Here is a 22,981-nt window from a genome sequence, read left to right as displayed (position 1 = left end):
GCCTGTTCCAGCAGCAGGCCGTTGTCGGCCACCGCATAGCGCTTGAGCGGGCCTTCGTGGTGCCACAGGTAGAGGTAGCCGCAACGCAGCCGGCGCGCCGCCATGGCATGGCTTTGCGGCACAACCCCAGGGTCGCAGCATGGGTGGCTGGCCCACTCCTCGGCCAGGGCGTAGCGCACTGGGACGACGAAGATCTCGGGCTGCGAGGCTTGGCAAAGCTCGACCGGGCTGTTGATGTCGACATGGGGGTGGGCCCTGGCGTCCCGCTCAGCATTGGCCAACTGGCAGACATAGGCTTTCTTTTCGGCGCTCATTCCATGCGCTCCTTGTTGTTGAGGGGCTGTGCTTGTCAGCGGGGCGCTGACCGCAAAGCGCCGAACGCTAGCAAAGATGCTTTGGGATTGATGTAGGGCGATTCCGAAAGTGTTGGTGCAGGCAGCGTGGCGCAGGTGCAGAAGGGCGTGTGGAGCGCAAAAACAAAAAAGCCCCGCAGTGTGCACTGCAGGGCTTTTGAGGGGCTGGCTCGACCTTAGACGATCGGGTCGCCGACGTGCAGGATCTTCATGCCATTGGTGCCACCGATGGTGTGGTAGCTGTCACCCTTGGTCAGGATGACCCAGTCGCCTTGCTCAACCACGCCACGCTGGATCAACTCGTCAACCGCGGCCTGGCTGACTTTGTCCGCTGGCAGGGCTGCTGGGTCGAACGCCACCGGGTACACGCCACGGAACATCGAGGCACGAGCCTGGGTGGCACGGTGTGGCGAGAAGGCAAAGATCGGCACCGAGGAGCGCAGGCGCGACATGATCAGTGGGGTGTAGCCACTTTCGGTGAGGGCGATGATCGCCTTGACACCCGGGAAGTGGTTGGCCGTGTACATGGCCGCCAGGGCGATGCTTTCGTCGCAGCGCTCAAAGCGGGTGTGCAGGCGGTGGCTGGACTTCTGGCTGGTCGGGTGTTTTTCCGCGCCCAGGCAGATGCGCGCCATGGCCTGGACGGCTTCGACCGGATAGGCACCGGCAGCACTTTCTGCCGAGAGCATCACCGCGTCAGTGTTGTCCAGTACGGCGTTGGCGACGTCGGACACTTCGGCACGGGTCGGCATCGGGTTCTGGATCATCGACTCCATCATCTGGGTGGCGACGATCACGGCCTTGTTGTTGCGGCGGGCATGCTGAATGATCTTCTTCTGGATCGCGATCAGTTCGGCGTCGCCGATTTCCACGCCCAGGTCACCCCGTGCCACCATGACCGCGTCGCTGGCGGCGATCAGGCCGTCGAGGGTTTCATCGTCGGCAACGGCTTCGGCACGTTCGATTTTTGCCACCAGCCAGGCCTTGCCGCCGGCTTCGTCACGCAGGCGACGGGCATACTGCATATCGCTGGCGTCACGCGGGAAGGACACGGCCAGGTAGTCCAGGTCCATCTCGGCAGCCAACTTGATGTCGGCTTTGTCTTTCTCGGTCAGGGCCGGGGCGGTCAGGCCACCGCCTCTGCGGTTGATGCCCTTGTGGTCAGACAGTGGGCCACCGATCAGCACGGAACAGTGCAGCGCATCCTCGGTAGCGGTTTCGACACGCATGACCACGCGGCCGTCGTCGAGCAGCAGTTCATCGCCGACGCCACAGTCCTTGACCAGGTCCGGGTAGTCGATACCGACGATGTCCTGGTTGCCCTCGGTCAGTGGGTGAGCCGTGGAGAAGGTGAAGCGATCGCCGACCTTGAGTTCGATCCGCTTGTTGGCGAACTTGGCGATACGAATTTTAGGGCCTTGCAGGTCGCCGAGCAGGGCCACATGGCGGCCGAGGCGGGCGGCGATTTCACGGATCAGCTGGGCGCGAGCCTTGTGCTCTGCGGGGCTGCCATGAGAGAAGTTCAGGCGCGCGACATCCAGACCGGCGAGGATCAGTTGCTCGATAACTTCCGGTGAATTACTGGCGGGGCCGAGGGTGGCGACAATTTTGGTACGGCGGATGGTCATGCACAGACTCCTTTAGTGAAGCGCTGCGAAAGGCTACTCCTGAAAAAGCCTGTAGTCATTGTTCCTGTGTACTACCTTGCAGGCGGAGTGCAGGTCGTTTGAACCGTAGGACGTGTGTCGGGTGGCTCGTCTTCAGATTTGCGGCCAAAAGCCGATACACTGCACATCACAGGAGAATCCCCCATGCGAGCCTTGATAGTCTTAGCCTTGGCGACCAGTGTCGTCGGCTGTACCCGCTGGTCGATGGACCACCATTTGAATAATGCCTACCGTGCCTATGATCGGGGTAACTGCGAGCGGGTGATGCTCGAGCTGTCCCAGGTCGACCGTACCAGCCGAGCCCGGCCGTTCGTACAGCCGGAAGTCGCGATGCTGCGGGGGCAATGCCTGGAGCGCCAGAAGCTCTACCCGGACGCGGTACAGACTTACCAGTACATCATTCAGCGTTACCCACAGAACGAATATGCGTTCCGTGCCCGGGCACGTTTGCAGACGCTGGAACGCCTTGGCCACTACCGCGCAGGTGAGGAGGCGATTACCCGCCCGGCAGCGGTTACCTCCTGGCGCTAGTGCGAAAGTACTAGGGTTCGATTGTGACGTATGGGGTATGTTGCGCTAGTCTTGTCATAGGCAAGCGCCTCCCCATCGGCAGTACTAGCGCGACCCTGCTCAAGGGTTTCCGACAGTGGTTCGAACCATGTTTACCGAGCGCCATATCGAGCGACACCAGCTCCCTTATTTCCTCAAAGTCTTCAACCGCCTTACCGATCAGCCTATTGGTTACTTGGGTAATGTGTCGGAAGACGGCCTGATGCTGATCAGCCAGCTGCCTCTGCTGGTGGGACCGGATTTCGAGTTGCAGATCCGTTTGCCCGGCATTGACGGTGCCCAGCACCTGATCAATCTGACGGCCAGTTGCCTCTGGTGCCATGAGGACCAGACGCCAGGCCACTACGACTCTGGCTTCATGCTGCTGCACCCTCCTCGTGAGTATGATCACCTGGTGCTTGCCCTGCGCAACTACTTCAGCTTCTACCCATTGAGCGCTTCGGCTTGAGGTAGACTCGGGGGATTTTCTGATCAGGGAATTCCCGTGAGCTCCAGCATCTTCTGGCACGACTACGAAACCACCGGCATCAACCCCCGTAGCGATCGCCCGTTGCAGGTTGCCGGTGTGCGCACTGACCTTGAGCTCAACGAGATCGAGGCGCCGGTCAACCTCTACTGTCGACCCAGTGACGATATTTTGCCGCACCCAGCGGCGTGCCTGATCACTGGCATTACGCCGCAGCACTTGGCCGATCATGGCCTTGGCGAAGCTGAGTTCATGACGCGCATTCATGCCGAGCTGGCGCGCCCGGGTACCTGTGGTGCGGGTTACAACACCTTGCGTTTTGACGACGAGGTCACGCGTTACAGCCTTTACCGTAACTTTTTCGACCCCTATGCCCGAGAGTGGCAAGGTGGCAATAGCCGTTGGGACCTGATCGACACGGTACGGGCCGCCTGCGCTTTACGCCCGGATGGCATCAATTGGCCTGAGCAGGACGGACGCATCAGCCTGAAGCTCGAACTGCTGACTGCCGCCAATGGTATCGATCACGGCCAGGCGCATGAGGCGTTGTCCGACGTGCGTGCCACTATTGCGATGGCAAGGTTGATCAGACAAAAACAACCGAAGCTATACGACTGGCTGTTTCAACTGCGTAGCAAGCAGAAAGTACTCGACCATATTCGATTGATGCAGCCCGTTGTACATATCTCCGGTCGCTTTTCCGCCGCGCGTAATTATCTGGGTGTGGTGTTGCCTTTAGCGTGGCACCCACGTAATCGCAATGCACTGATTGTCTGTGACCTGCACCTGGATCCCCAGCCTTTGCTGGAGGAAGAGGCCGAGGTAATACGCCAGCATTTATACACGCGCCGTGAGTCGTTAGCCGAGGGGCAGCTACCGGTACCCTTGAAGTTGATTCACATAAATCGTTGCCCGGTGATTGCACCGTTGTCGGTATTGCGCAATGAAGATCAGCAGCGCTTGGCGCTGGATATGCAGCTGTATCACGACAGGGCTGCTGAGCTGCAAGGTCATCAGGCGATTGTTCAAGATAAGTTGAAAACGGTTTATGCCTCCGAGGAATTTTCGTCCTGTGAAGACCCCGAACAGCAACTGTACGAGGGTTTTTTAGGCGAGCGTGATCGTCGCTTGTGCGAGCAGGTGCGCAGTGTTGATCCACAACAATTGGTGAGCGGGCAGTGGATGTTTGATGACGAACGCTTACCGGAGCTGTTGTTCCGTTATCGTGCCCGAAACTTTCCTGAGACCTTGAGTGCTGAAGAGCATCAACGTTGGGTCGAGTTCTGTCGACAGCGTTTGACGGACGAGGCCATGGGCGCGCCCAACACGCTGCCCGCCTTCGAACAGGCGCTGGAGGGCTGTTGGGCTCAGGCAACGGAGCAGCAGCGTGGATTGCTCGGTACGTGGCGTGAATATGTTCAGGCGCTGAAGGTGCGTTTACAGATGTAAAATATTGCGAACATAAAAAACGCCAGCATGCTGGCGTTTTTATTACAGGCATCAGTATATGCCGGTCGTGATTAACCGAGCAGCGTTGCCCAGCCTTCAACCATGTCGCCGCCCCACTTGGCTTTCCACTCTTTCAGTGTCTTGTGGTTGCCACCTTTGGTTTCGATGACTTCGCCGTTATGTGGGTTCTTGTATTGTTTGACCTTGCGCGCGCGCTTGGTACCGGTGGTTTTCACCGCGCCACGTGGTGCTTTGTTCAGTTTGGCTTCTGGGTCCAGCAGGGCAATGATGTCGCGCAGCGACTTTTGATACTCGCCCATCAGCTCGCGCAATTTGCCTTCGAACTCCAGCTCTTTCTGTAGTTTGTCGTCTTCCGACAGGTTTTTCAGACGGGCCTGCAGTTCTTTGATGGCTTCTTCTGTAGCGCGGTATTCGTTGATCAGGGACATGGGGCAATCCTTGGTGGAAAGGGAAACAGTGCCGCAATAATAGTCAGAGGTTTTCGTCAAGTAAACATTAAACTCGAAAATCACATGAACGCATTTTAATGTCTGGAATCTGTCAGGTAGAAATTTACAAACTTAAAGTGTCTTGGAACAAGTAACTTTTTGTCGCAGCTGGCGTAGCGCCAGTGGTCGAAGACCTTGCGGCCACCGTCCATCTGCCGACCCGGCAGTTGCAATCATTACTGCAGTTTTGCTGGGCAATCGTTAGAATGAGCACCTTTGCGAAGTTCTGGAGTCCATTTTCATGCGCACCTATCGGCTGGTGATTGCGTGCCCCGACCGCGTCGGCATCGTCGCCAAAGTCAGTAATTTCCTGGCGTCCTACAACGGCTGGATCAACGAAGCGAGCCACCATTCCGATGAATTGAGCGGCTGGTTCTTCATGCGTCACGAAATTCGCGCTGAAACCCTGCCGTTTGGTATCGAGGCTTTTCGCGAGGCCTTCGCGCCTATCGCAGAAGAGTTCTCCATGGTTTGGCGGATCACCGATACCGACCAGAAGAAGCGTGTGGTGTTGATGGCCAGTCGCGAGTCCCATTGCCTGGCCGACCTGCTTCACCGTTTTCACAGCAATGAACTGGATTGCGAGATTCCGTGCGTGATTTCCAACCACAACGACCTGCGCAGCATGGTTGAGTGGCACGGCATCCCGTTCTTCCATGTCCCTGTCGACCCTCAAGACAAGCAGCCTGCATTTGCCGAGGTTTCGCGCCTGGTCAAAGAGCATGCCGCCGATGTGGTCGTGCTGGCGCGCTACATGCAAATCCTGCCACCACAGTTGTGCCAGGAATATGCGCAGAAGGTGATCAATATTCACCACAGTTTCCTGCCGTCGTTCGTTGGCGCCAAGCCCTACCACCAGGCGGCAGTGCGCGGCGTGAAGCTGATCGGTGCAACCTGCCACTATGTCACTGAAGAGCTGGATGCCGGCCCGATCATTGAACAGGATGTGGTGCGCGTCAGCCATAGCGACACCATTGAAGACATGGTTCGTTTCGGCCGGGATGTCGAGAAGATGGTGCTGGCCCGTGGCCTGCGTTATCACCTGGAAGATCGCGTACTGGTGCACGGCAACAAAACCGTGGTGTTCAACTGATTCGGCGGTTTCGCGCGATTTCGGTATGAGCCATCCGTCCGCGCTTCGCGCCAGAGACTGCAGGTGTGGTCGGTTGGGTGTGCGGGGGGAGGGCAGGCAGCGACGGGCGTCGCTGCCTGCAGGTGGCGTTAAATGCGGAAGCTGCCGACCAGGTGTTTCAAGCGGGTAGCCTGTTGTTCCAGGTCTGAGCAGGCGCGCAGGGTCGATTGCAGGTTCTCGACACCTTCCTGGTTGAGCATGTTGATTTCATTGATGTCCATGTTGATCGAGTCGACAACCGCCGTCTGCTCTTCAGTGGCGGTAGCGACCGATTGGTTCATGCCGTCAATCTCGCCGATGCGCTGTGTCACGCTGCTCAGGCGCTCGCCTGCCTGGTTGGCGATCGACACGCTGTCCTGGCTGTGGCGCTGGCTCTGACTCATGGTGTCAACCGACTCACGGGCGCCAACCTGCAACTCCTCAATCATGTTCTGCACCTGTTGTGCCGACTCTTGCGTGCGGTGTGCCAGGTTGCGGACTTCATCAGCAACCACCGCAAAACCACGACCGGCCTCGCCGGCTCGCGCAGCTTCGATCGCTGCGTTGAGTGCCAGCAGGTTGGTTTGCTGCGAGATGCTGGTGATGACTTCAAGGATTTGGCCAATGTTGACCGTCTTGTTGTTGAGCGTCTCGATGTGGGCGCTGGACGTGCAGATCAGGTCAGACAGGCGATTCATGGCCTGGATATTGCGGTCGACCACCTGCTGACCTTCTTCGGCCAGGTGCCGTGCAGAACTGGCCTGTTGTGAGGCCTGCGCAGCGTTATGGGCGATTTCCTGGGCGGCGGCACCCAACTGATTGATTGCTGCGGCAACGCTGTTGGTGCGGTTGGACTGTTCGTCAGAGTTGACCATCGACGAGTTTGAGGCGCTGATTACACGCAATGCCACTTCATTGACCTGTTGGGTCGCCGAAGACACTTCGCGAATAGAGCCGTGGATGCGCTCGACGAAACGGTTGAATGCCTTGCCCAGGGTGCCGAACTCATCGTGGTTGTGAATGTTCAGGCGTTTTGTCAGGTCACCTTCACCTTCAGCGATGTCTTCCATTGCCTTGGTCATGATGTTCAAGGGTTGCAACAGCATGCGAATCAGCAGGCCTAGCAGGGCGATGATGATAACGATGGCGACCAGGGTGGCGATGATCGCCGAGGTGCGGAATTTGCTGAGCATGGCATAGGCTTTCTCCTTGTCGATGGACAGGCCGATGTACCAGTTGGCTGACGGCAGGCCTTTGACTGGCGCAAAGCTCAGTACGCGGGTGCGGCCGTTAAGCTCGACTTCGCTCATTTCCTTGGTGAGGCTTGGGGTGTTCTGCGGGAACAGGTCCGACAGTGACTTCATCACCAGGTTTTTGTCGGGGTGCACCAGGATTTTGCCCTGATCGTTCACCAGGAAGGCATAGCCCATGCCGCCAAAGTTCAGCGAATTGATGATCTCTGTCAGGCCGTCGAGGGCCAGGTCACCGCCGACCACGCCGATATTACGGGCTGCCGTGACCACCACGGAAATCACCATCTTGCCGGTGCTGGCGTCGATGTAAGGTTCGGTCAGGATCGGGCCATTGGCTGCCAGGCCATCCTTGTACCAAGGGCGAACACGTGGGTCGTAACCGTCGGGCATCTTGGTCAGCGGACGAATGGTGAAGCCACCATTGATGTCGCCCAGGTAAACCGTCAGGAAGCTTGAAACAAGCGATTGTTGGCCGAGTATCGTGCCGATGGCTTCTTGATTGGGGAAGGCGGCGATGTTCTGGGCCGCGTTTTGTACCAGCAGAATACGACCGTCAAACAGGTTCTTGATGTTGGTCGATGTGGATTCGCCCATTTCCTCAAGATAGTTTTTCAGATCATCGCGAATCGCATTACGCTGCAGGTAATCGTTGTACAAGGTAAAGAGGGCGAAGGCGATCATGACGATCAATGAAGCGGCCATTAGGATCTTATGGCTGAAACGGAGGCTTTTGTTCATAACGTATATGTCCGCTAAGGTCTTCTAATCCGGGTCTGTCGCACAAAGAACAGCTTCAAAGCAGTGCAGGGGCCGATGTCCTTGTCGGGTCTTTTTCTGGCTTTTGGTGCGGTGCATCACACCTAGCTATCGACCGCTTTCATGCAAAGCTTGAATAGAGGAAGAAAAAATAATGACTGACTCCGCACACGTCGTACTGGGCGCAGATGTTGATGGTCAGCCCGTCGTTCAGGCGCTGCGTCTGACCAACCGTCACGGGCTGGTGGCGGGTGCCACGGGTACCGGAAAGACCGTGACGTTACAGCACTTGGCCGAGGCTTTTAGCGACGCGGGTGTGGCGGTGTTTGCCGCCGATGTCAAAGGTGACTTGTGCGGCCTCGGCGCAGAGGGCGATCCGCAGGGGAAAGTCGCCGAGCGCATCGCCTCGATGCCGTGGCTTGAGCATCGCCCGCAGGCCTACCCGGTTACCTTGTGGGATGTTCACGGCCAGTCGGGCCACCCCTTGCGCACGACGCTCAGCGAGATGGGGCCGCTACTGTTGGGTAACTTGCTGGAGCTGACAGACAGCCAGCAAGCCGCGCTGTATGCCGCGTTCAAGGTGGCGGATCGAGAAGGGTTACTGCTTCTTGACCTCAAGGACCTCAAGGCACTGCTTGCGCACTTGAAGGACAATCCGCAGGTATTGGGCGACGATGCGGCATTGATGACCAGCGGCTCCAGCCAGGCGCTCTTGCGTCGTCTGGCCAGTCTTGAGCAGCAGGGCGCCGAGGCGCTGTTTGGTGAGCCTGCGCTGCAACTGGAAGACCTTTTTCAGCCGGCTGCCGATGGGCGCGGGCGTATCCACCTGCTGGATGCCAGTCGTCTGGTGCATGAGGCGCCAAAGGTGTATGCAACCTTCCTGCTCTGGCTCCTGGCCGAACTGTTTGAGCAGTTACCTGAGCGTGGCGACGCAGACAAACCCCTGTTGGCGTTGTTCTTTGATGAGGCGCACCTGTTGTTCAGCGGAACGCCAAAGGCATTGCAAGAACGCTTGGAGCAGGTGGTTCGGTTGATCCGCTCCAAAGGCGTTGGGGTCTACTTTGTTACCCAGTCGCCGGGAGATCTGCCTGACGATGTTCTGGCTCAGTTGGGGTTGCGTATCCAGCATGGCTTGCGTGCATTTACCACCAAAGAGCAGAAATCGCTCAAGGCCGTAGCGGATGGCTTTCGGCCTAATCCGGCGTTTGACACGCTTTCAGTGCTCACGGAGCTTGAGATCGGGGAAGCATTGGTGGGAACCCTGCAGGAGAAGGGAACGCCCGGGATGGTTCAGCGTGTGCGGATTGCGCCACCGCAGTCACGTATCGGGCCATTGAGTGACGCACAGCGAGCACATCTGATTGCAACTTCGCCGCTGGCTGGTCGTTACGATAAGCCGATAGACCGCGAATCGGCTTATGAAATGTTGTCGGCACGTAAAGGTACTGCGCCGGTGCCGGAGCAGGTGTCTGCAGCCAGTGAGGACAGTTTTGCCGATAAAGCCGGTGAGTTTTTACAGAGTGCTGCAGGGCAGGCGATCAAGTCGGCAGTGCGCCAGGCGGCCGGTCAGTTGGGGCGGCAGTTGGTAAGGGGGCTGATGGGGTCGTTGCTGGGGAGTAAGCGCCGCTAGTGCTGGGGAGCTTTCAAGCATAAGAAAGGCGCCGTGAGGCGCCTTTCTTTACTGTGCGGCTACGGGTCAGGCGATGGCTTTGGATGCCAGCCAGAACAGCCCGGCTGCCAGCGACATCGATGCTGGCAAGGTCAATACCCAGGCCAGAAGGATGGTGCGGACAGTGCCGCCTTGCAGGCCGCTCTTGTTCGCGACCATGGTGCCGGCAACGCCAGAGGACAGTACATGGGTGGTCGACACGGGCAGGCTGAACACGTTGGCCATGCCGATGGCGCAGGCTGCGGTGATCTGTGCCGACATGCCCTGGGCGTAGGTCATGCCTTGCTTGCCGATTTTTTCGCCAATGGTCAGTACAACCCGTTTCCAGCCAACCATGGTCCCGACACCCAGTGCCAGGGCGACAGCCAGGATTACCCAGAACGGCGCGTACTCGGTGGTGGCGGTGAGGTCTTTACGCAGCTTCTCCAGGTCGGCTTTTTCACGCGCTTGCAGGTTCGGCAGCTTGCCGACCTTCTTCGCGGTGTCGTCCAGGCAAAGCAGGTAGCGTCGCACTTCGACGCGCTTTTCAGGCGACAGCGAGTGGTAGTCGGAGACGCCCGCGAGCGATTGTGTCAGGGCATTGATGGTCGGTTCGGTCTGCTGCGGGTTGCAACTGAACTGCTCCGGCAGGTCGCCATTCTTTGCCTTGCCCAGTGCGAGGAACTCGCCAAGGGTAGCGTTGTTGCGCTGATAGAACTGGCTCAGGTGCAGGGTTGCGTCGCGGGTGCGCTCGATCTGGTAGGTGGTGCTGTTCAGGTCGAGGACGAACTGCGCCGGGACGATGCCGATCAGTACCAGCATGATCAGGCCAATACCTTTCTGGCCGTCGTTGGAACCGTGTACAAAGCTGACGCCCATGGCTGAAATGACCAATACCAGGCGGTTCCAGAACGGTGGGTGTTTCTTGTCGTCGACCTGGCGGCGTGTCTCCGGAGTCTTGTGCATCTTCGACAGCGGGCGCCACCATTTCAGGGCAAGCAGCACCAGTGCGGCGACCAGGAAGCCGGCCATTGGCGACAATACCAGCGACATGGCGATATCGATTGCTTTCTGCCAGTTGACGCCATCACCCAGCGGAATGTCGTTGAGCATCGCGTTGGCCAGGCCTACGCCCAGGATCGAGCCGATCAGGGTATGGGAGCTGGATGCCGGAATCCCGAAGTACCAGGTGCCCAGGTTCCAGGTGATCGCCGCGGCTAGCAGCGAAAAGACCATGGCCAGGCCGTGACCGGTGTTCACATTGATCAGCAGTTCTACCGGCAGCAGGTGGACGATGGCGTAAGCCACCCCGACGCCGCCGAGCAGAACACCGAGAAAGTTGAACACGCCGGAAAAGAACACGGCCAGGTGCGGTGGCATGGCTTTGGTATAGATGACTGTGGCAACCGCGTTGGCGGTGTCATGAAAGCCATTGATGAACTCGAATGCGAGCACGAAGGTCAAGGCAAGCAGCAGGCTTACCAGGACCCAGGCATCAAGTCCGCTGAATAATTCGATCATGAAGGTTTTCTGACCCGGTCATAAGGGGGCGCGATTATGCCAGAAATCATCGGTAATCGATGCACTAGCTGCTGGTCGGTAAGTACCTGTCCAGCGATGGATCGCGACGGTGAAAAAAGAGGGTTTGCGGGTTCAGGCGGATAAATTTCGGTGAAATTGCGGTTAAATTCCGCGAAATCAAGGATTTTAAACGAGCTCAAAAAAATCATACGTTTGTATGAAATTTGTGAGATTACGTAACCGTTAACTGATCCAGCGCAAGACTCCTCCAGCTATGGCGCTGCACTCATACCCGATAAGAGCCCTCAGGGCAAGGCGGGTAGGCGGTTTGAAAACGATGCTAAGGCTCCTCGGCCTTGAGCTCCTTTTCCATTTTCTGCAGTTCCTGGGCAAATGCCTGGTCAAGAACGCTGGCGCGTTTGCGCCACGGTTTGCGTTCCGGGTCGGGCTGGGCCGCGTAGGTGGTTACTTCACCACCGTAAACTTCCTTGTAACGTTGTTCCTGGCGCTCAAGTTCCGCGCGCAGTTCATCTTTCGTCACAGTTGTTACCTGATAGTTGAAATGACACTCTGGTGTTAAGGCGGATGCTGTCCCGCAGGCAGGCTTCATACGCGACAATTGTGTATGAAACACCGTGGGCAGTCCGGGGTATTTCCGGGTAAACGGATGACCACGCGTATTTTGAAGCTTTCAAGGCGCTGTCGTCGAGCCGTTGAGCACATTTGCATGAGGCTCGAGTGACGGCGTGCACTACCGTGTCATCCAAACGTAAGTTGGATTATAGCAAGTGAGTTGAATAACTCTATCGTTCGGTACTGCCTCGGCTGCAACAACAAAGTTCTGTTGCGCATTCATGAACGTAAATGATGATCGTCCATACATGCGCTGAACGGGTTGTTGAGTCGCTGCAAAAAATAAAAAACGGCCTCGCTTCGAGAGCAAGGCCGTGCCTGGGACTTCTACGGTGGGTACCTGACCAGTCTCTCCAAGAAGCCACATGGTGGCTGGAGAAAGGTATAAGCAATTGTGGGGTGCGGTCAATTGCGATTATCGGTCGATGGTTCGATAATCGCACTCGTGAGCGTTTTGCCGAGGTAAGCCATGAACGACGAACTACAGCCTAAAGGGCCAGGACTCAACGACCAGCTGCGAAGCTCCTTTGCTTCGTTGGCACCCCCGATCGTGGCTTCGCCGGCCAAGCGCATCCAGGCATTTACTGGCGACCCGGACTTTATGACTTCGTTGGCCAGGGGGCTGGCGGTCGTGCAGGCTTTTCAGGAGCGCAAGCGCCATCTGACCATTGCCCAGATCAGTCACCGTACCGAGATCCCCCGTGCTGCGGTGCGCCGCTGCCTGCATACCTTGATCAAACTAGGGTATGCGACCACGGACGGCCGTACCTATTCGCTGCTTCCCAAAGTGCTGACCCTGGGGCATGCCTACCTGTCGTCCACGCCGTTGGCAGTGTCGGCCCAGCCATATCTGGACCGTATGAGCGACCAGTTGCATGAAGCCTGCAACATGGCCACGCTGGAAGGCGACGATATCCTGTACATCGCGCGTTCGGCCACGGTACAGCGGCTGATTTCAGTGGACCTGTCGGTGGGCGGACGGCTACCGGCTTATTGCACCTCGATGGGCAGGATCCTGCTGGCGGCACTTGACGATGCCACCTTGCATGAGTACCTGGAACACGCGGATCTACAGGCCAAGACCAGCCGAACCATTCGTGATCCAGAGGCGCTGCTTGAATGCTTGCAGCAGGTTCGCCAGCAAGGCTGGTGTATTGTCGATCAGGAGTTGGAGCAGGGCCTGCGCTCGATCGCTGTACCGGTCTACGATTCGTCGGGCCAGGTGCTGGCAGCCTTGAATGTCAGTACACATGCCGGGCGTGTCAGTCGCAGCGAACTGGAACAGCGGTTCCTGCCCATCATGTTGGCGGCCAGTCGTGATCTGAGTGCGCAACTGTTCGCTTGAGTGGGCTGTTCAATGTTGTTCGATAAACGCACAGAGTTGCGTTTGTCGAATTGCGCGGTATCGGGTGCCTGATTAATGTCCCTCGCATCGAGTAGCCCGACTGCTCGAACATAATAATGAGCGAGAGGCCAAGCCCCATGAATACTATCCTTCCTGTTCCCGCACGCCTGTCCGACCGCGTCCTGCGCGAAAGCTGAGCCCCCGAAAAGACTGCGTCCTCCAACCGCCTGTGCCGTTTACGCGCGCATGCGTACTTTCACGCATTTTTTCTGGATAACAATAATGAACAGTCCTCAAGCTTCAGTTGGAAACTGCCTTGATGTGCAGTCCTTCATCAATGCACAACCCCTCTCACGCTACCAATGGCGTGTGGTTGTTCTGTGTTTCTTGATCGTTTTCCTGGATGGTTTGGATACCGCCGCCATGGGCTTTATCGCGCCCGCGTTATCCCAGGATTGGGGTATCGACCGTGCCAGCCTGGGGCCGGTCATGAGTGCCGCGTTGATCGGCATGGTTTTCGGCGCCTTGGGTTCTGGCCCGCTGGCTGATCGTTTTGGGCGCAAGGTAGTGCTGGTGGGGGCAGTGATTCTGTTTGGTGCCTTCAGCCTTGCTTCGGCGTATAGCAGCAATGTCGATCAGTTGCTGGTGCTGCGCTTCCTGACAGGCCTGGGGCTTGGTGCCGGTATGCCCAATGCCACAACGCTGCTGTCTGAGTACACCCCTGAGCGGCACAAGTCGCTGCTGGTCACCAGCATGTTCTGTGGTTTCAACCTGGGCATGGCCGGTGGTGGTTTTATTTCTGCCAAGCTGATTCCCGTGTTTGGCTGGCATAGCCTGCTGCTGATTGGGGGTGTTCTGCCCTTGCTGTTGGCGTTGGTGCTGCTGGCCTGGTTACCGGAGTCAGCGCGTTACCTGGTAGTTCGCAACCGTGGTAACGACAAAGTACGCAAGACCCTTTCCCCCATTGACCCGGTTACGGTCGCCCAGGCCGCAAGCTTCAGTGTTCCTGAGCAGAAAACGGTCAAGGCGCGCAATGTGTTCGCGGTGATTTTCTCCGGAACCTACAGCGTTGGCACCCTGCTGTTGTGGCTCACTTACTTCATGGGCCTGGTGATCGTGTACCTGCTGACCAGTTGGTTGCCGACCCTGATGCGCGAAAGTGGCGCCAGCATGGAGCAGGCAGCGTTCATTGGTGCGCTGTTCCAGTTTGGTGGTGTGCTGAGCGCCGTCGCGGTGGGTTGGGCGATGGACCGTTTCAACCCGCACAAGGTCATCGGCGTGTTCTACCTGCTGGCAGGCGTCTTTGCCTACGCAGTAGGGCAGAGCCTTGGCGATATCACCCTGTTGGCGACGCTGGTATTGATTGCGGGCATGTGCGTCAACGGTGCGCAATCGGCCATGCCGTCGTTGGCAGCGCGTTTCTACCCAACCCAGGGGCGTGCCACAGGCGTGTCGTGGATGCTGGGTATCGGTCGGTTCGGCGCGATCCTCGGTGCCTGGATGGGTGCAACGCTGCTAGGGCTTGGCTGGAACTTCGAGCAGGTACTGACCGCATTGGTGATCCCTGCTGGCCTGGCCACGGTGGCGGTGATCATGAAGGGCCTGGTTAGCCACGCTGACGCGACCTGATAGCGCATTGCGGCCGATCCTCGACAGGGTCGGCCGCTGATTGTTCCCTCCATTCCCCACCCTGCAGGCGTTGCCTGTGGGAGCGCGCAAGCAGTGATCGGAGTAGGAACAATCGGTTCGATTATCGAACGCTTAGTCGATTATCGGATTGAACCGCGTTCTGGACGGCCTTAATCTGAGGTCAATCCTCCCTCGACTTCAGCGACTACCAGGAGTCTGTAATGGCTGAAATCCTCTCGCTCCACGACGCCGTGAAGCAGTTCGTCAACGATGGCGACAGCGTCGCTCTCGAAGGCTTCACACATTTGATCCCGACCGCGGCCGGTCATGAAATCATTCGTCAGGGCAAGAAGAATCTGAGCCTGGTTCGTATGACGCCTGACTTGATCTACGATCAATTGATCGGTGCCGGTTGTGCAAGGAAACTGATCTTCTCCTGGGGCGGTAACCCAGGTGTAGGTTCCTTGCACCGCCTGCGCGATGCAGTGGAAAAACAATGGCCGCAGGCCATGGAAATCGAAGAGCACAGCCACGCCGACCTGGCCAACGCCTATGTTGCAGGTGCTTCCGGTCTGCCATTTGCAGTGTTGCGTGCTTACGCCGGCTCTGACCTGCCGAAGGTCAACCCGCTGATCAAGAGTGTCACCTGCCCGTTCACCGGTGAAGTGCTGGCTGCGGTGCCGTCGGTACGCCCCGATGTCACGGTGATTCACGCGCAGAAAGCCGACCGCAAGGGCAACGTGCTGCTGTGGGGCATCCTCGGTGTACAGAAGGAGGCCGCCCTGGCTGCCAAGCGCTGCATCGTCACCGTCGAAGAGATCGTCGACGACCTGAATGCGCCGATGAACGCTTGCGTTCTGCCGACCTGGGCTCTGTCTGCTGTCTGCCTGGTTCCTGGGGGCGCGCACCCGTCCTATGCCCATGGCTACTACGAGCGTGACAACCGTTTCTACCAGGCCTGGGACCCTATCGCCCGCAGCCGTGAGACCTTCACCGCCTGGATCGATGAATACATCCGCGGTACTGCTGATTTCAACGCGTTCAAGGCAAAACTGGCCAGCGCTTCGGAGGCTGAATAATGAGCTACTCCACCAATGAAATGATGACCGTCGCCGCAGCACGTCGTCTGCGCAATGGTGCCGTATGCTTCGTTGGCATTGGCCTGCCATCCAAGGCCGCCAACCTGGCGCGGCTGACCTCGTCCCCGGACGTGGTACTGATTTATGAGTCGGGCCCGATTGGTGCCAAGCCGACTGTCCTGCCGCTGTCCATCGGTGACGGTGAACTGGCCGAGACCGCTGATACCGTTGTGCCGACCGGCGAAATTTTCCGCTACTGGCTGCAGGGCGGGCGTATTGACGTGGGCTTCCTCGGTGCTGCCCAGGTCGACCGCTTCGGCAACATCAACACCACGGTGGTGGGTGATTACCATCAACCCAAGGTTCGCCTGCCAGGTGCAGGTGGCGCACCAGAAATTGCCGGCTCCGCCAAACAAGTGCTGATCATCCTCAAGCAGTCGTCGCGTGCGTTCGTCGACAAGCTGGACTTCATCACCTCAGTCGGTCATGGCGAAGGCGGTGACTCGCGCAAACGCCTGGGGCTGCCAGGTGAAGGGCCGGTAGGCATCATCACCGACCTGTGCATCATGGAACCGGAAGCGGGTACCAACGAGTTTGTGGTGACCTCGATCCACCCGGGTGTTACCCGTGAACAGATTATCGCCGCGACTGGCTGGCCGATCCGTTTTGCCGAAAACGTAGCGCAGACTGCCGAGCCTAGCGAAGTTGAACTGACTGCCCTGCGTGATCTGGAAGCGCGTACGGCGGCCGCTCATGGCCAAGCCCCAGGAGAAGCCTAATGCGTGACGTCTTTATTTGCGATGCAATTCGTACCCCCATCGGTCGTTTCGGTGGCGGTTTGGCCAGTGTGCGTGCCGATGACCTGGCAGCCGTGCCGCTCAAGGCGCTGATCGAACGCAACCCGTCGGTACAGTGGGACCAGATCGATGAAGTGTTCCTGGGCTGCGCCAACCAGGCCGGCGAAGACAACCGCAACGTTGCCCGTATGGCACTGTTGCTGGCTGGCCTGCCGGACAGTGTGCCGGGTGTAACCCTTAACCGCCTCTGTGCCTCGGGCATGGATGCGGTCGGTACAGCCTTCCGCGCCATTGCCAGCGGCGAGATGGAACTGGCAATTGCCGGTGGCGTCGAGTCGATGTCGCGTGCCCCGTTCGTCATGGGCAAGGCCGATAGCGCCTACTCGCGCAACATGAAGCTGGAAGACACCACCATTGGCTGGCGCTTCATCAACCCGTTGATGAAAGCCCAGTACGGTGTCGATGCCATGCCGCAGACTGCCGACAACGTAGCAGATGACTATCAGGTGTCGCGTGCCGATCAGGACGCCTTTGCCCTGCGCAGTCAGCAGCGTACCGCCCAGGCCCAGGCCGCCGGCTTCTTCGCCGAGGAAATCGTGCCGGTGCGTATTGCGCACAAGAAGGGCGAGACGGTTGTCGAGCAGGACGAACACCCGCGTGCCGATACCACGCTGGAAGCACTGACCAGGCTCAAGCCGGTCAATGGTCCGGACAAGACGGTTACCGCAGGCAACGCTTCGGGCGTCAACGATGGTGCCGCAGCGATGATCCTGGCATCAGCCGAAGCAGTGAAAAAACACGGCCTGACGCCGCGTGCGCGCGTGCTGGGCATGGCCAGTGCCGGTGTTGCACCTCGTGTCATGGGTATTGGTCCGGTGCCTGCTGTGCGCAAGCTGGTCGAGCGTCTTGGCCTGGCCGTGACCGACTTCGACGTCATCGAGCTCAACGAGGCCTTCGCCAGCCAAGGCTTGGCTGTACTGCGTGAGTTGGGGCTGGCGGACGATGCACCGCAGGTCAACCCCAACGGCGGCGCCATCGCCTTGGGGCATCCATTGGGCATGAGTGGCGCGCGCTTGATTCTGACCGCGCTGCACCAACTTGAAAAAACCGGTGGCCGTAAAGGCCTGGCAACCATGTGTGTAGGGGTTGGCCAAGGCTTGGCGCTGGCGATCGAGCGCGTGTAAACCAATGACCTCATCGCCCGGCCTCCACGCAAGGTCTGGGTGATGGGGTGATTGTTATGTGGAGCTAGGGTGTTGCCAAGCCTGTCTAGACTTTCATAACCCTCCAAGAGTAAGTAGCCATGACTTCTGTTCGCTACATTGTGCAGTTACTCACTACTCAGCCCGCGTCTGCCGAATCAGGCGGCCTGTTTGCATAACGATCATTGATCTACTGGCGTACCCTTGGCGGTGCGTTTTGTTGAAGGACCTGCCATGACTCAACGACCGGGCAACCAATTGTTCGATGCCTATTTCACAGCACCTGCCATGCGTGAGGTATTTTCCGACCGTGGTCGAGTGCAGGGCATGCTTGATTTTGAAGCCGCGCTGGCCCGTGCCGAAGCCGCTGTCGGGGTTATCCCGCAGGAGGCGGTAGCGCCCATAGAAGCGGCCTGCCAGGCCGATCATTACGATTTCGGCGCCTTGGCTGAAGCCATCGCCGTGGCCGGTAACTCGGCAATTCCATTGGTAAAGGCATTGGGCAAGGTGATCGCCAGTGACGTGCCACAAGCCGAGCGTTTCGTTCACCTCGGCGCTACCAGCCAGGACGCGATGGACACCGGCCTGGTGCTGCAACTGCGTGATGCGCTGGGCCTGATCGAAGCAGACCTCGCACAGCTGTGCGAGGCGCTAGCACGCCAAGCCCTGGCCCATGCCGATACGCCACTGGCCGGACGCACCTGGCTGCAACATGCCACCCCGGTGACGCTGGGAATGAAAATCGCCGGCACCTTGGGTGCCCTGACGCGGCACCGTCAACGCTTGCAGGAACTCAAGCCTCGGGTCTTCTGCCTTCAGTTCGGTGGGGCTTCTGGCACCTTGGCTGCCTTGGGGGAACAGGGTTTACGGGTTGCCGACGCTCTGGCTGAGCAGTTGCACCTGAGCCTGCCCGAGCAGCCCTGGCACACTCAACGGGATCGCCTGGTGGAGTTTGCTTCCGTGCTTGCGTTGATCGCCGGCACCCTGGGCAAGTTGGGCCGGGATGTCAGCCTGTTGATGCAAACCGAAGCGGCCGAAGTGTTTGAGCCTTCTGCTCCGGGCAAGGGCGGCTCCTCGACCATGCCGCACAAGCGCAACCCGGTGGGAGCCGCAGTTTTGATCGGTGCCGCGACGCGCGTGCCAGGCTTGTTATCGACCTTGTTCAGCGCGATGCCTCAGGAGCATGAGCGCAGCCTGGGCCTGTGGCATGCCGAATGGGAAACACTGCCGGAGATCTGCTGCCTGGTGTCCGGTGCCTTGCGTCAGGCGCAGATTCTGGCCGATGGCCTGGAGGTCGATGCCGAACGGATGCGTCGCAATCTGGAGCTTACCCAAGGCCTGGTCTTGGCTGAGGCGGTGAGTATCGTGCTGGCGCAACGCTTGGGGCGTGACCATGCCCACCACCTGCTGGAGAGCTGCTGCAAGCGTGCAGTGGCTGAACAACGCCACCTGCGCGCGGTGCTCGGCGACGATCCGCAGGTGAGCGCCGAACTGTCGGCAGACGAGCTCGATCGTCTGCTGGACCCTGCACACTACCTCGGCCAGGCGCGTGCCTGGGTTGAACGTGCAGTGGCTGAACATACCCGACTGAGTGCCTGAAGGAGACTTTTGTGGCTAGCGTACAACTTGCCGATGGCGTACTGAACTATCAACTCGATGGCCCGGAAGGGGCGCCGGTACTGGTGTTGTCCAACTCACTGGGCACCAACCTGCACATGTGGGACACCCAACTGCCAGCGCTTACCGCGCACTTTCGCGTATTGCGTTACGACACCCGTGGTCATGGCCAGTCGTTGGTGACCGAGGGCCCCTACAGCATTGAACAACTGGGGCGGGACGTGTTGGCCTTGCTCGATGCCCTGCAGATCGAGCGTGCACATTTCTGTGGCCTGTCCATGGGCGGCCTGATCGGCCAATGGCTGGGTATAAATGCCGGCCATCGTCTGAACCGACTGATCGTCTGCAACACGGCGGCCAAGATTGCTACGCCAGAGGTCTGGAACCCACGGATCGAAACCGTGCTGCGTGATGGTCAGGCCGCCATGGTTGGCCTGCGTGACGCGTCCATTGAGCGTTGGTTCACCCCGGCCTACGCGGCGTCCCACCCTGATCAGGCCAAACGCATCACCGACATGCTCGCGGCCACCTCGCCGCAGGGCTACGCGGCCAACTGCGCTGCGGTGCGCGATGCCGATTTCCGCGACCAATTGGGCGAGATCAAAGTCCCTATGCTGGTGATTTCCGGCAGCGCCGACGCGGTGACTCCACCGTCTGGTGGCCTGTTTATCCGGGACAACGTGGAGGGTGCCGAATACGCTGAGTTCCATGCTGCGCACCTGTCCAACGTTGAAGTGGGCGAACCGTTCAGTCGTTGCGTCATTGACTTTCTGTTGGCCCGTTGAGGAGTTAGGTGTGGACGAGAAACAGCGTTACGAAGAAGGTATGAAGGTCCGTCGTGCCGTGCTGGGCGACGCACACGTCGATCGCAGCCTGAACAACCTGACGGCCTTCAATAGCGAGTTCCAGGAAATGATCACCCGTCATGCCTGGGGCGATATCTGGACCCGTCCGGGTTTGCCGCGGCATACCCGTAGCCTGATCACCATTGCGATGTTGATCGGCATGAACCGTAATGACGAGCTGAAGCTGCATTTGCGTGCGGCGGCCAATAATGGCGTCACCCGCGACGAAATCAAGGAAGTGCTGATGCAGAGCGCTATCTATTGCGGGATTCCAGCGGCCAATGCCACCTTCCACCTGGCAGAGTCAGTGTGGGATGAGCTGGGGGTTGAGTCGCGCGAGTGACCTCGACGACCTGAAAAAACGGCGCCTGCACATAGACGTTCCCGCGTCTGTTGCAGGCGCTGGCCTTTACAGCACCATGTCCTTCTAACGCCTGGTCACCGGCCCGGCGCTGCCTTCCACAGCCGCTTTCAGGTCGGGCCGCAGCCCAAGCATGAAAGCCGCTTCTGCGACGATGAACAGCGGTCCGATGATCAGCCCGCTGATGTCATCGACAAACGCCGGTTTGCGCCTTTCGTAATAATGTCCGACGAACTGGATGGCCCAGCCTGCCACGAACAGCCCCAATCCTGCGCTAAACCAGACGGCAGTGCTTTGTGCTGCCAGCCGCTCGCCAGCCCATAGGCACAGACCGAGCAGTGCGCCCATCACCAGGCCAAAGTGTGTGTCCAGTCGCAGGTAAAACCAGGCCGAAGCAGAGGCCACCAGCAGTGCAGGTGACAGCCACATCCCCATCAGCGACAGGCCCGGGCGCGACAGCAGTACCGTCACTGCAACAACAATCAGCGGGATACCAATGAAATGCGTGGCGATGTTGCGTGGATCACGGTGATACGCAGCGTATTGACTGAGGTATGTGGCGAGGTTTTTCATTGTAGTTCCTCCCGTCGAGCGTCAAATGAATAACCGTCATACCTGGCGTATGCAGCCGATTCAAGGCCACAGGTGTGAGCGGTTGCGCATTTCTGTGCAGGATAGCGTGCTACAGGGGAGGGGGAGCGGCGTGCGGGGATTTAACGGGATCAAGGTTCTCGCCCCGGTTCGCCTCAAACAGCTGGCGAACCGTGGCGGAACCTCGACAGGCTAGACGTTGCGGTGCTTACAGAATACCGATCGGGTAGCTGACGATCAGGCGGTTCTCGTCGAAGGAGTTGGTGTTGAAGTCCCGGCGCATGGTCGAGTTGCGCCATTTGAACGAGAGGTCTTTGAAGGCGCCGGATTGGATGACATAGGCCAGCTCCGATTCTCGTGCCCATTCCTTGCCATTGTCGACACTGCTGGTTTGCACGTTGTCGCCGCTGATGTAGCGGTTCATCAAGGTCAACCCGGGTACACCGAGGCTGGCGAAGTTGAAATCATGGCGCAATTGCCAGGAGCGTTCCTTGGCGTTGTCGAAGCTGGAGTTGTAGCTGTCGTTGGCCAGGGTGCCGCCGCTGGTGCCGTTGACCCGCATCCAGGCGCTGTCACCACTGACGTCCTGCAGACCAACATAGAAGGTGTTGCTGCCGTAGCGTGCCGACAACAGGGCTGACGCGGTCTTGTTATCCAGTTTGCCGGCCCGTTCAGCGCCGTCTTCCTTGCCGATGAAGTAACCAAGGTTGGCACCCAGGGTCCAGTTGCCCAGTGGCTGGCTGTGAACAAGGTTGATGTACTGCTGGTTGTAGATGTCCTTGAGTTCGGCATTCCACAGGCCGATCAATGTTCGCTTTTCGTTGAAGCTGTATTCGCCGCCGGCAAAGTTGAAGCGGTCGGAAGTGAAGGCTGGCTTGCCGTTCATGTACATGTCTTCCATGCTAGCGTCATTGCGTGGGCTGTTGCCACGGAACTGGCCACCATAGAGCGTAAGGCCGGTAATCTCCTGAGAGGTGATCTGGCCACCGCGGAAGGTTTGCGGCAACGAGCGGCCATCGTCCGAACGTAGAATCGGCAGCACCGGCATCCATTCGCCGACTTTCAGCTCGGTCTTGGACACCTTCGCTTTCAATGCCACGCCCAGGCGACCGAAGTTGTCGGCTGGGCGGCCGTCATCATGAACCGGTAGCAATTGAGTGCCTGCGGTGCCTTTACCGCCGTCGAGTTTGACCGAGTACAAGCCCAGTACATCGACGCCGAAGCCGACGGTCCCCTGGGTGAAGCCGGACTTGGCATCAAGGATGAAACTTTGGGTCCATTCCTCAGCTTTGCCTTGTTTGTTTGCCGGGTCGACGAAGTTGCGATTGATGTAGAAGTTGCGCAGGTTGAGCGTGGCTTTGGCATCTTCGACAAAACCGCCTTCGCTGGCCAGTGCAGGCAGCGCGCAGGTGGTCATCAACAAGCCGGAAAACACGTGTCGTGCGGGTTGGAAGGTATTCATTGTGGTGTCTCTTGTTTTTATTGGGCCGAGGCCTTCAACCGTAACGTTCAGCCGTCACGGATCGAGGTGCTGAGCTGAATGATCAGTGTTTCAAAGCGGCGAGAGGATGGTGCTGCG

General features: G+C 58.7%; 21 protein-coding genes and 1 pseudogene. 13 read left to right on the top strand and 9 right to left on the bottom strand.

The window, feature by feature from the left end:
* Positions 1 to 314 (bottom strand): toxin VasX (locus tag UIA24_RS15225; RefSeq protein ID WP_330523200.1); only part of this gene is annotated, 314 nt, incomplete at its 3' end.
* A 215-nt stretch (positions 315 to 529) separates the two neighbouring features.
* On the bottom strand, positions 530 to 1,981 hold the full coding sequence (gene pyk / locus UIA24_RS15220; protein ID WP_065761857.1) for a pyruvate kinase: 1,452 nt from the start codon (positions 1,979 to 1,981) through the stop codon (positions 530 to 532).
* Positions 1,982 to 2,164: 183 nt separating this feature from the next.
* Here pyk and UIA24_RS15215 point away from each other — a divergent pair, with 183 nt between their 5' ends.
* From UIA24_RS15215 to sbcB, 3 genes are all read left to right on the top strand, one after another.
* Positions 2,165 to 2,551, top strand: coding sequence for a tetratricopeptide repeat protein (locus UIA24_RS15215; RefSeq protein ID WP_065761856.1), 387 nt, complete (start codon positions 2,165 to 2,167; stop codon positions 2,549 to 2,551).
* A gap of 127 nt (positions 2,552 to 2,678) precedes the next feature.
* Positions 2,679 to 3,038: a PilZ domain-containing protein gene (locus UIA24_RS15210; protein WP_065761855.1), complete on the top strand. Its 360-nt coding sequence runs from the start codon at positions 2,679 to 2,681 to the stop codon at positions 3,036 to 3,038.
* A gap of 36 nt (positions 3,039 to 3,074) precedes the next feature.
* Positions 3,075 to 4,505 carry an exodeoxyribonuclease I gene (gene sbcB, locus UIA24_RS15205; protein WP_099775680.1) on the top strand — a complete coding sequence of 477 codons (1,431 nt, stop codon included), beginning with the start codon at positions 3,075 to 3,077 and terminating at the stop codon, positions 4,503 to 4,505.
* A gap of 71 nt (positions 4,506 to 4,576) precedes the next feature.
* On the opposite strand, the gene mvaT is transcribed toward sbcB, so the two are convergent.
* Complete coding sequence (gene mvaT / locus UIA24_RS15200; RefSeq protein WP_330523199.1) at positions 4,577 to 4,954, bottom strand: histone-like nucleoid-structuring protein MvaT; 378 nt, start codon at positions 4,952 to 4,954, stop codon at positions 4,577 to 4,579.
* A gap of 301 nt (positions 4,955 to 5,255) precedes the next feature.
* On the opposite strand from mvaT, the gene purU reads away from it, so the two are divergent.
* Positions 5,256 to 6,107 carry a formyltetrahydrofolate deformylase gene (purU, locus tag UIA24_RS15195; RefSeq protein ID WP_065761852.1) on the top strand — a complete coding sequence of 284 codons (852 nt, stop codon included), beginning with the start codon at positions 5,256 to 5,258 and terminating at the stop codon, positions 6,105 to 6,107.
* A gap of 128 nt (positions 6,108 to 6,235) precedes the next feature.
* Here purU and UIA24_RS23335 read toward each other — a convergent pair whose 3' ends face one another.
* On the bottom strand, positions 6,236 to 7,000 hold the full coding sequence (locus tag UIA24_RS23335) for a methyl-accepting chemotaxis protein (protein WP_371917216.1): 765 nt from the start codon (positions 6,998 to 7,000) through the stop codon (positions 6,236 to 6,238).
* Positions 7,001 to 7,093: 93 nt separating this feature from the next.
* A pseudogene (locus UIA24_RS23330) lies at positions 7,094 to 8,059 on the bottom strand (HAMP domain-containing protein); the annotation flags it as partial.
* Between the two features lie 229 nt (positions 8,060 to 8,288).
* On the opposite strand from UIA24_RS23330, the gene UIA24_RS15185 reads away from it, so the two are divergent.
* A complete protein-coding gene (locus tag UIA24_RS15185) occupies positions 8,289 to 9,764 on the top strand; it encodes a helicase HerA-like domain-containing protein (protein WP_099775679.1) in 1,476 nt (491 codons plus the stop codon).
* Between the two features lie 66 nt (positions 9,765 to 9,830).
* On the opposite strand, the gene UIA24_RS15180 is transcribed toward UIA24_RS15185, so the two are convergent.
* Both UIA24_RS15180 and UIA24_RS15175 read right to left on the bottom strand, forming a co-directional pair.
* Positions 9,831 to 11,303, bottom strand: coding sequence for an inorganic phosphate transporter (locus UIA24_RS15180; protein ID WP_099775678.1), 1,473 nt, complete (start codon positions 11,301 to 11,303; stop codon positions 9,831 to 9,833).
* A gap of 340 nt (positions 11,304 to 11,643) precedes the next feature.
* Complete coding sequence (locus UIA24_RS15175; RefSeq protein ID WP_065758709.1) at positions 11,644 to 11,844, bottom strand: hypothetical protein; 201 nt, start codon at positions 11,842 to 11,844, stop codon at positions 11,644 to 11,646.
* Positions 11,845 to 12,405: 561 nt separating this feature from the next.
* Here UIA24_RS15175 and pcaR point away from each other — a divergent pair.
* The 8 genes from pcaR to pcaC all read left to right on the top strand — a co-directional run bounded on the left by pcaR (position 12,406) and on the right by pcaC (position 20,793).
* Positions 12,406 to 13,281, top strand: coding sequence for a pca regulon transcriptional regulator PcaR (pcaR, locus tag UIA24_RS15170; RefSeq protein ID WP_065758708.1), 876 nt, complete (start codon positions 12,406 to 12,408; stop codon positions 13,279 to 13,281).
* A gap of 282 nt (positions 13,282 to 13,563) precedes the next feature.
* Positions 13,564 to 14,910, top strand: coding sequence for an MFS transporter (locus tag UIA24_RS15165; RefSeq protein ID WP_330523198.1), 1,347 nt, complete (start codon positions 13,564 to 13,566; stop codon positions 14,908 to 14,910).
* 221 nt (positions 14,911 to 15,131) lie between these two features.
* Positions 15,132 to 15,989 carry a CoA transferase subunit A gene (locus UIA24_RS15160; RefSeq protein ID WP_330523197.1) on the top strand — a complete coding sequence of 286 codons (858 nt, stop codon included), beginning with the start codon at positions 15,132 to 15,134 and terminating at the stop codon, positions 15,987 to 15,989.
* A complete protein-coding gene (locus UIA24_RS15155; protein ID WP_176717404.1) occupies positions 15,986 to 16,768 on the top strand; it encodes a CoA-transferase subunit beta in 783 nt (260 codons plus the stop codon). Before UIA24_RS15160 ends, UIA24_RS15155 begins: the two co-directional genes overlap by 4 nt.
* Positions 16,768 to 17,970 carry a 3-oxoadipyl-CoA thiolase gene (pcaF, locus tag UIA24_RS15150; protein WP_065758704.1) on the top strand — a complete coding sequence of 401 codons (1,203 nt, stop codon included), beginning with the start codon at positions 16,768 to 16,770 and terminating at the stop codon, positions 17,968 to 17,970. The genes UIA24_RS15155 and pcaF overlap by 1 nt, the downstream gene beginning before the upstream one ends.
* A gap of 252 nt (positions 17,971 to 18,222) precedes the next feature.
* The gene (locus UIA24_RS15145; RefSeq protein WP_330523196.1) at positions 18,223 to 19,587 is read left to right on the top strand and encodes a 3-carboxy-cis,cis-muconate cycloisomerase; all 1,365 of its coding nucleotides are present in this window, start codon (positions 18,223 to 18,225) and stop codon (positions 19,585 to 19,587) included.
* An 11-nt stretch (positions 19,588 to 19,598) separates the two neighbouring features.
* Positions 19,599 to 20,390 carry a 3-oxoadipate enol-lactonase gene (gene pcaD / locus UIA24_RS15140; protein ID WP_330523195.1) on the top strand — a complete coding sequence of 264 codons (792 nt, stop codon included), beginning with the start codon at positions 19,599 to 19,601 and terminating at the stop codon, positions 20,388 to 20,390.
* A 10-nt stretch (positions 20,391 to 20,400) separates the two neighbouring features.
* On the top strand, positions 20,401 to 20,793 hold the full coding sequence (gene pcaC / locus UIA24_RS15135) for a 4-carboxymuconolactone decarboxylase (RefSeq protein ID WP_065758701.1): 393 nt from the start codon (positions 20,401 to 20,403) through the stop codon (positions 20,791 to 20,793).
* A gap of 84 nt (positions 20,794 to 20,877) precedes the next feature.
* On the opposite strand, the gene UIA24_RS15130 is transcribed toward pcaC, so the two are convergent.
* The gene (locus UIA24_RS15130; RefSeq protein ID WP_099775674.1) at positions 20,878 to 21,384 is read right to left on the bottom strand and encodes an Mpo1 family 2-hydroxy fatty acid dioxygenase; all 507 of its coding nucleotides are present in this window, start codon (positions 21,382 to 21,384) and stop codon (positions 20,878 to 20,880) included.
* A gap of 226 nt (positions 21,385 to 21,610) precedes the next feature.
* Positions 21,611 to 22,864: an OprD family porin gene (locus UIA24_RS15125; RefSeq protein ID WP_065758699.1), complete on the bottom strand. Its 1,254-nt coding sequence runs from the start codon at positions 22,862 to 22,864 to the stop codon at positions 21,611 to 21,613.
* Between the last annotated feature and the right edge of the window lie 117 nt (positions 22,865 to 22,981).

It is taken from the genome of Pseudomonas sp. AL 58 (assembly GCF_036348395.1).
GTDB lineage: Bacteria > Pseudomonadota > Gammaproteobacteria > Pseudomonadales > Pseudomonadaceae > Aquipseudomonas > Aquipseudomonas defluvii.
This window is presented reverse-complemented; position numbering and strand designations above follow the sequence as displayed.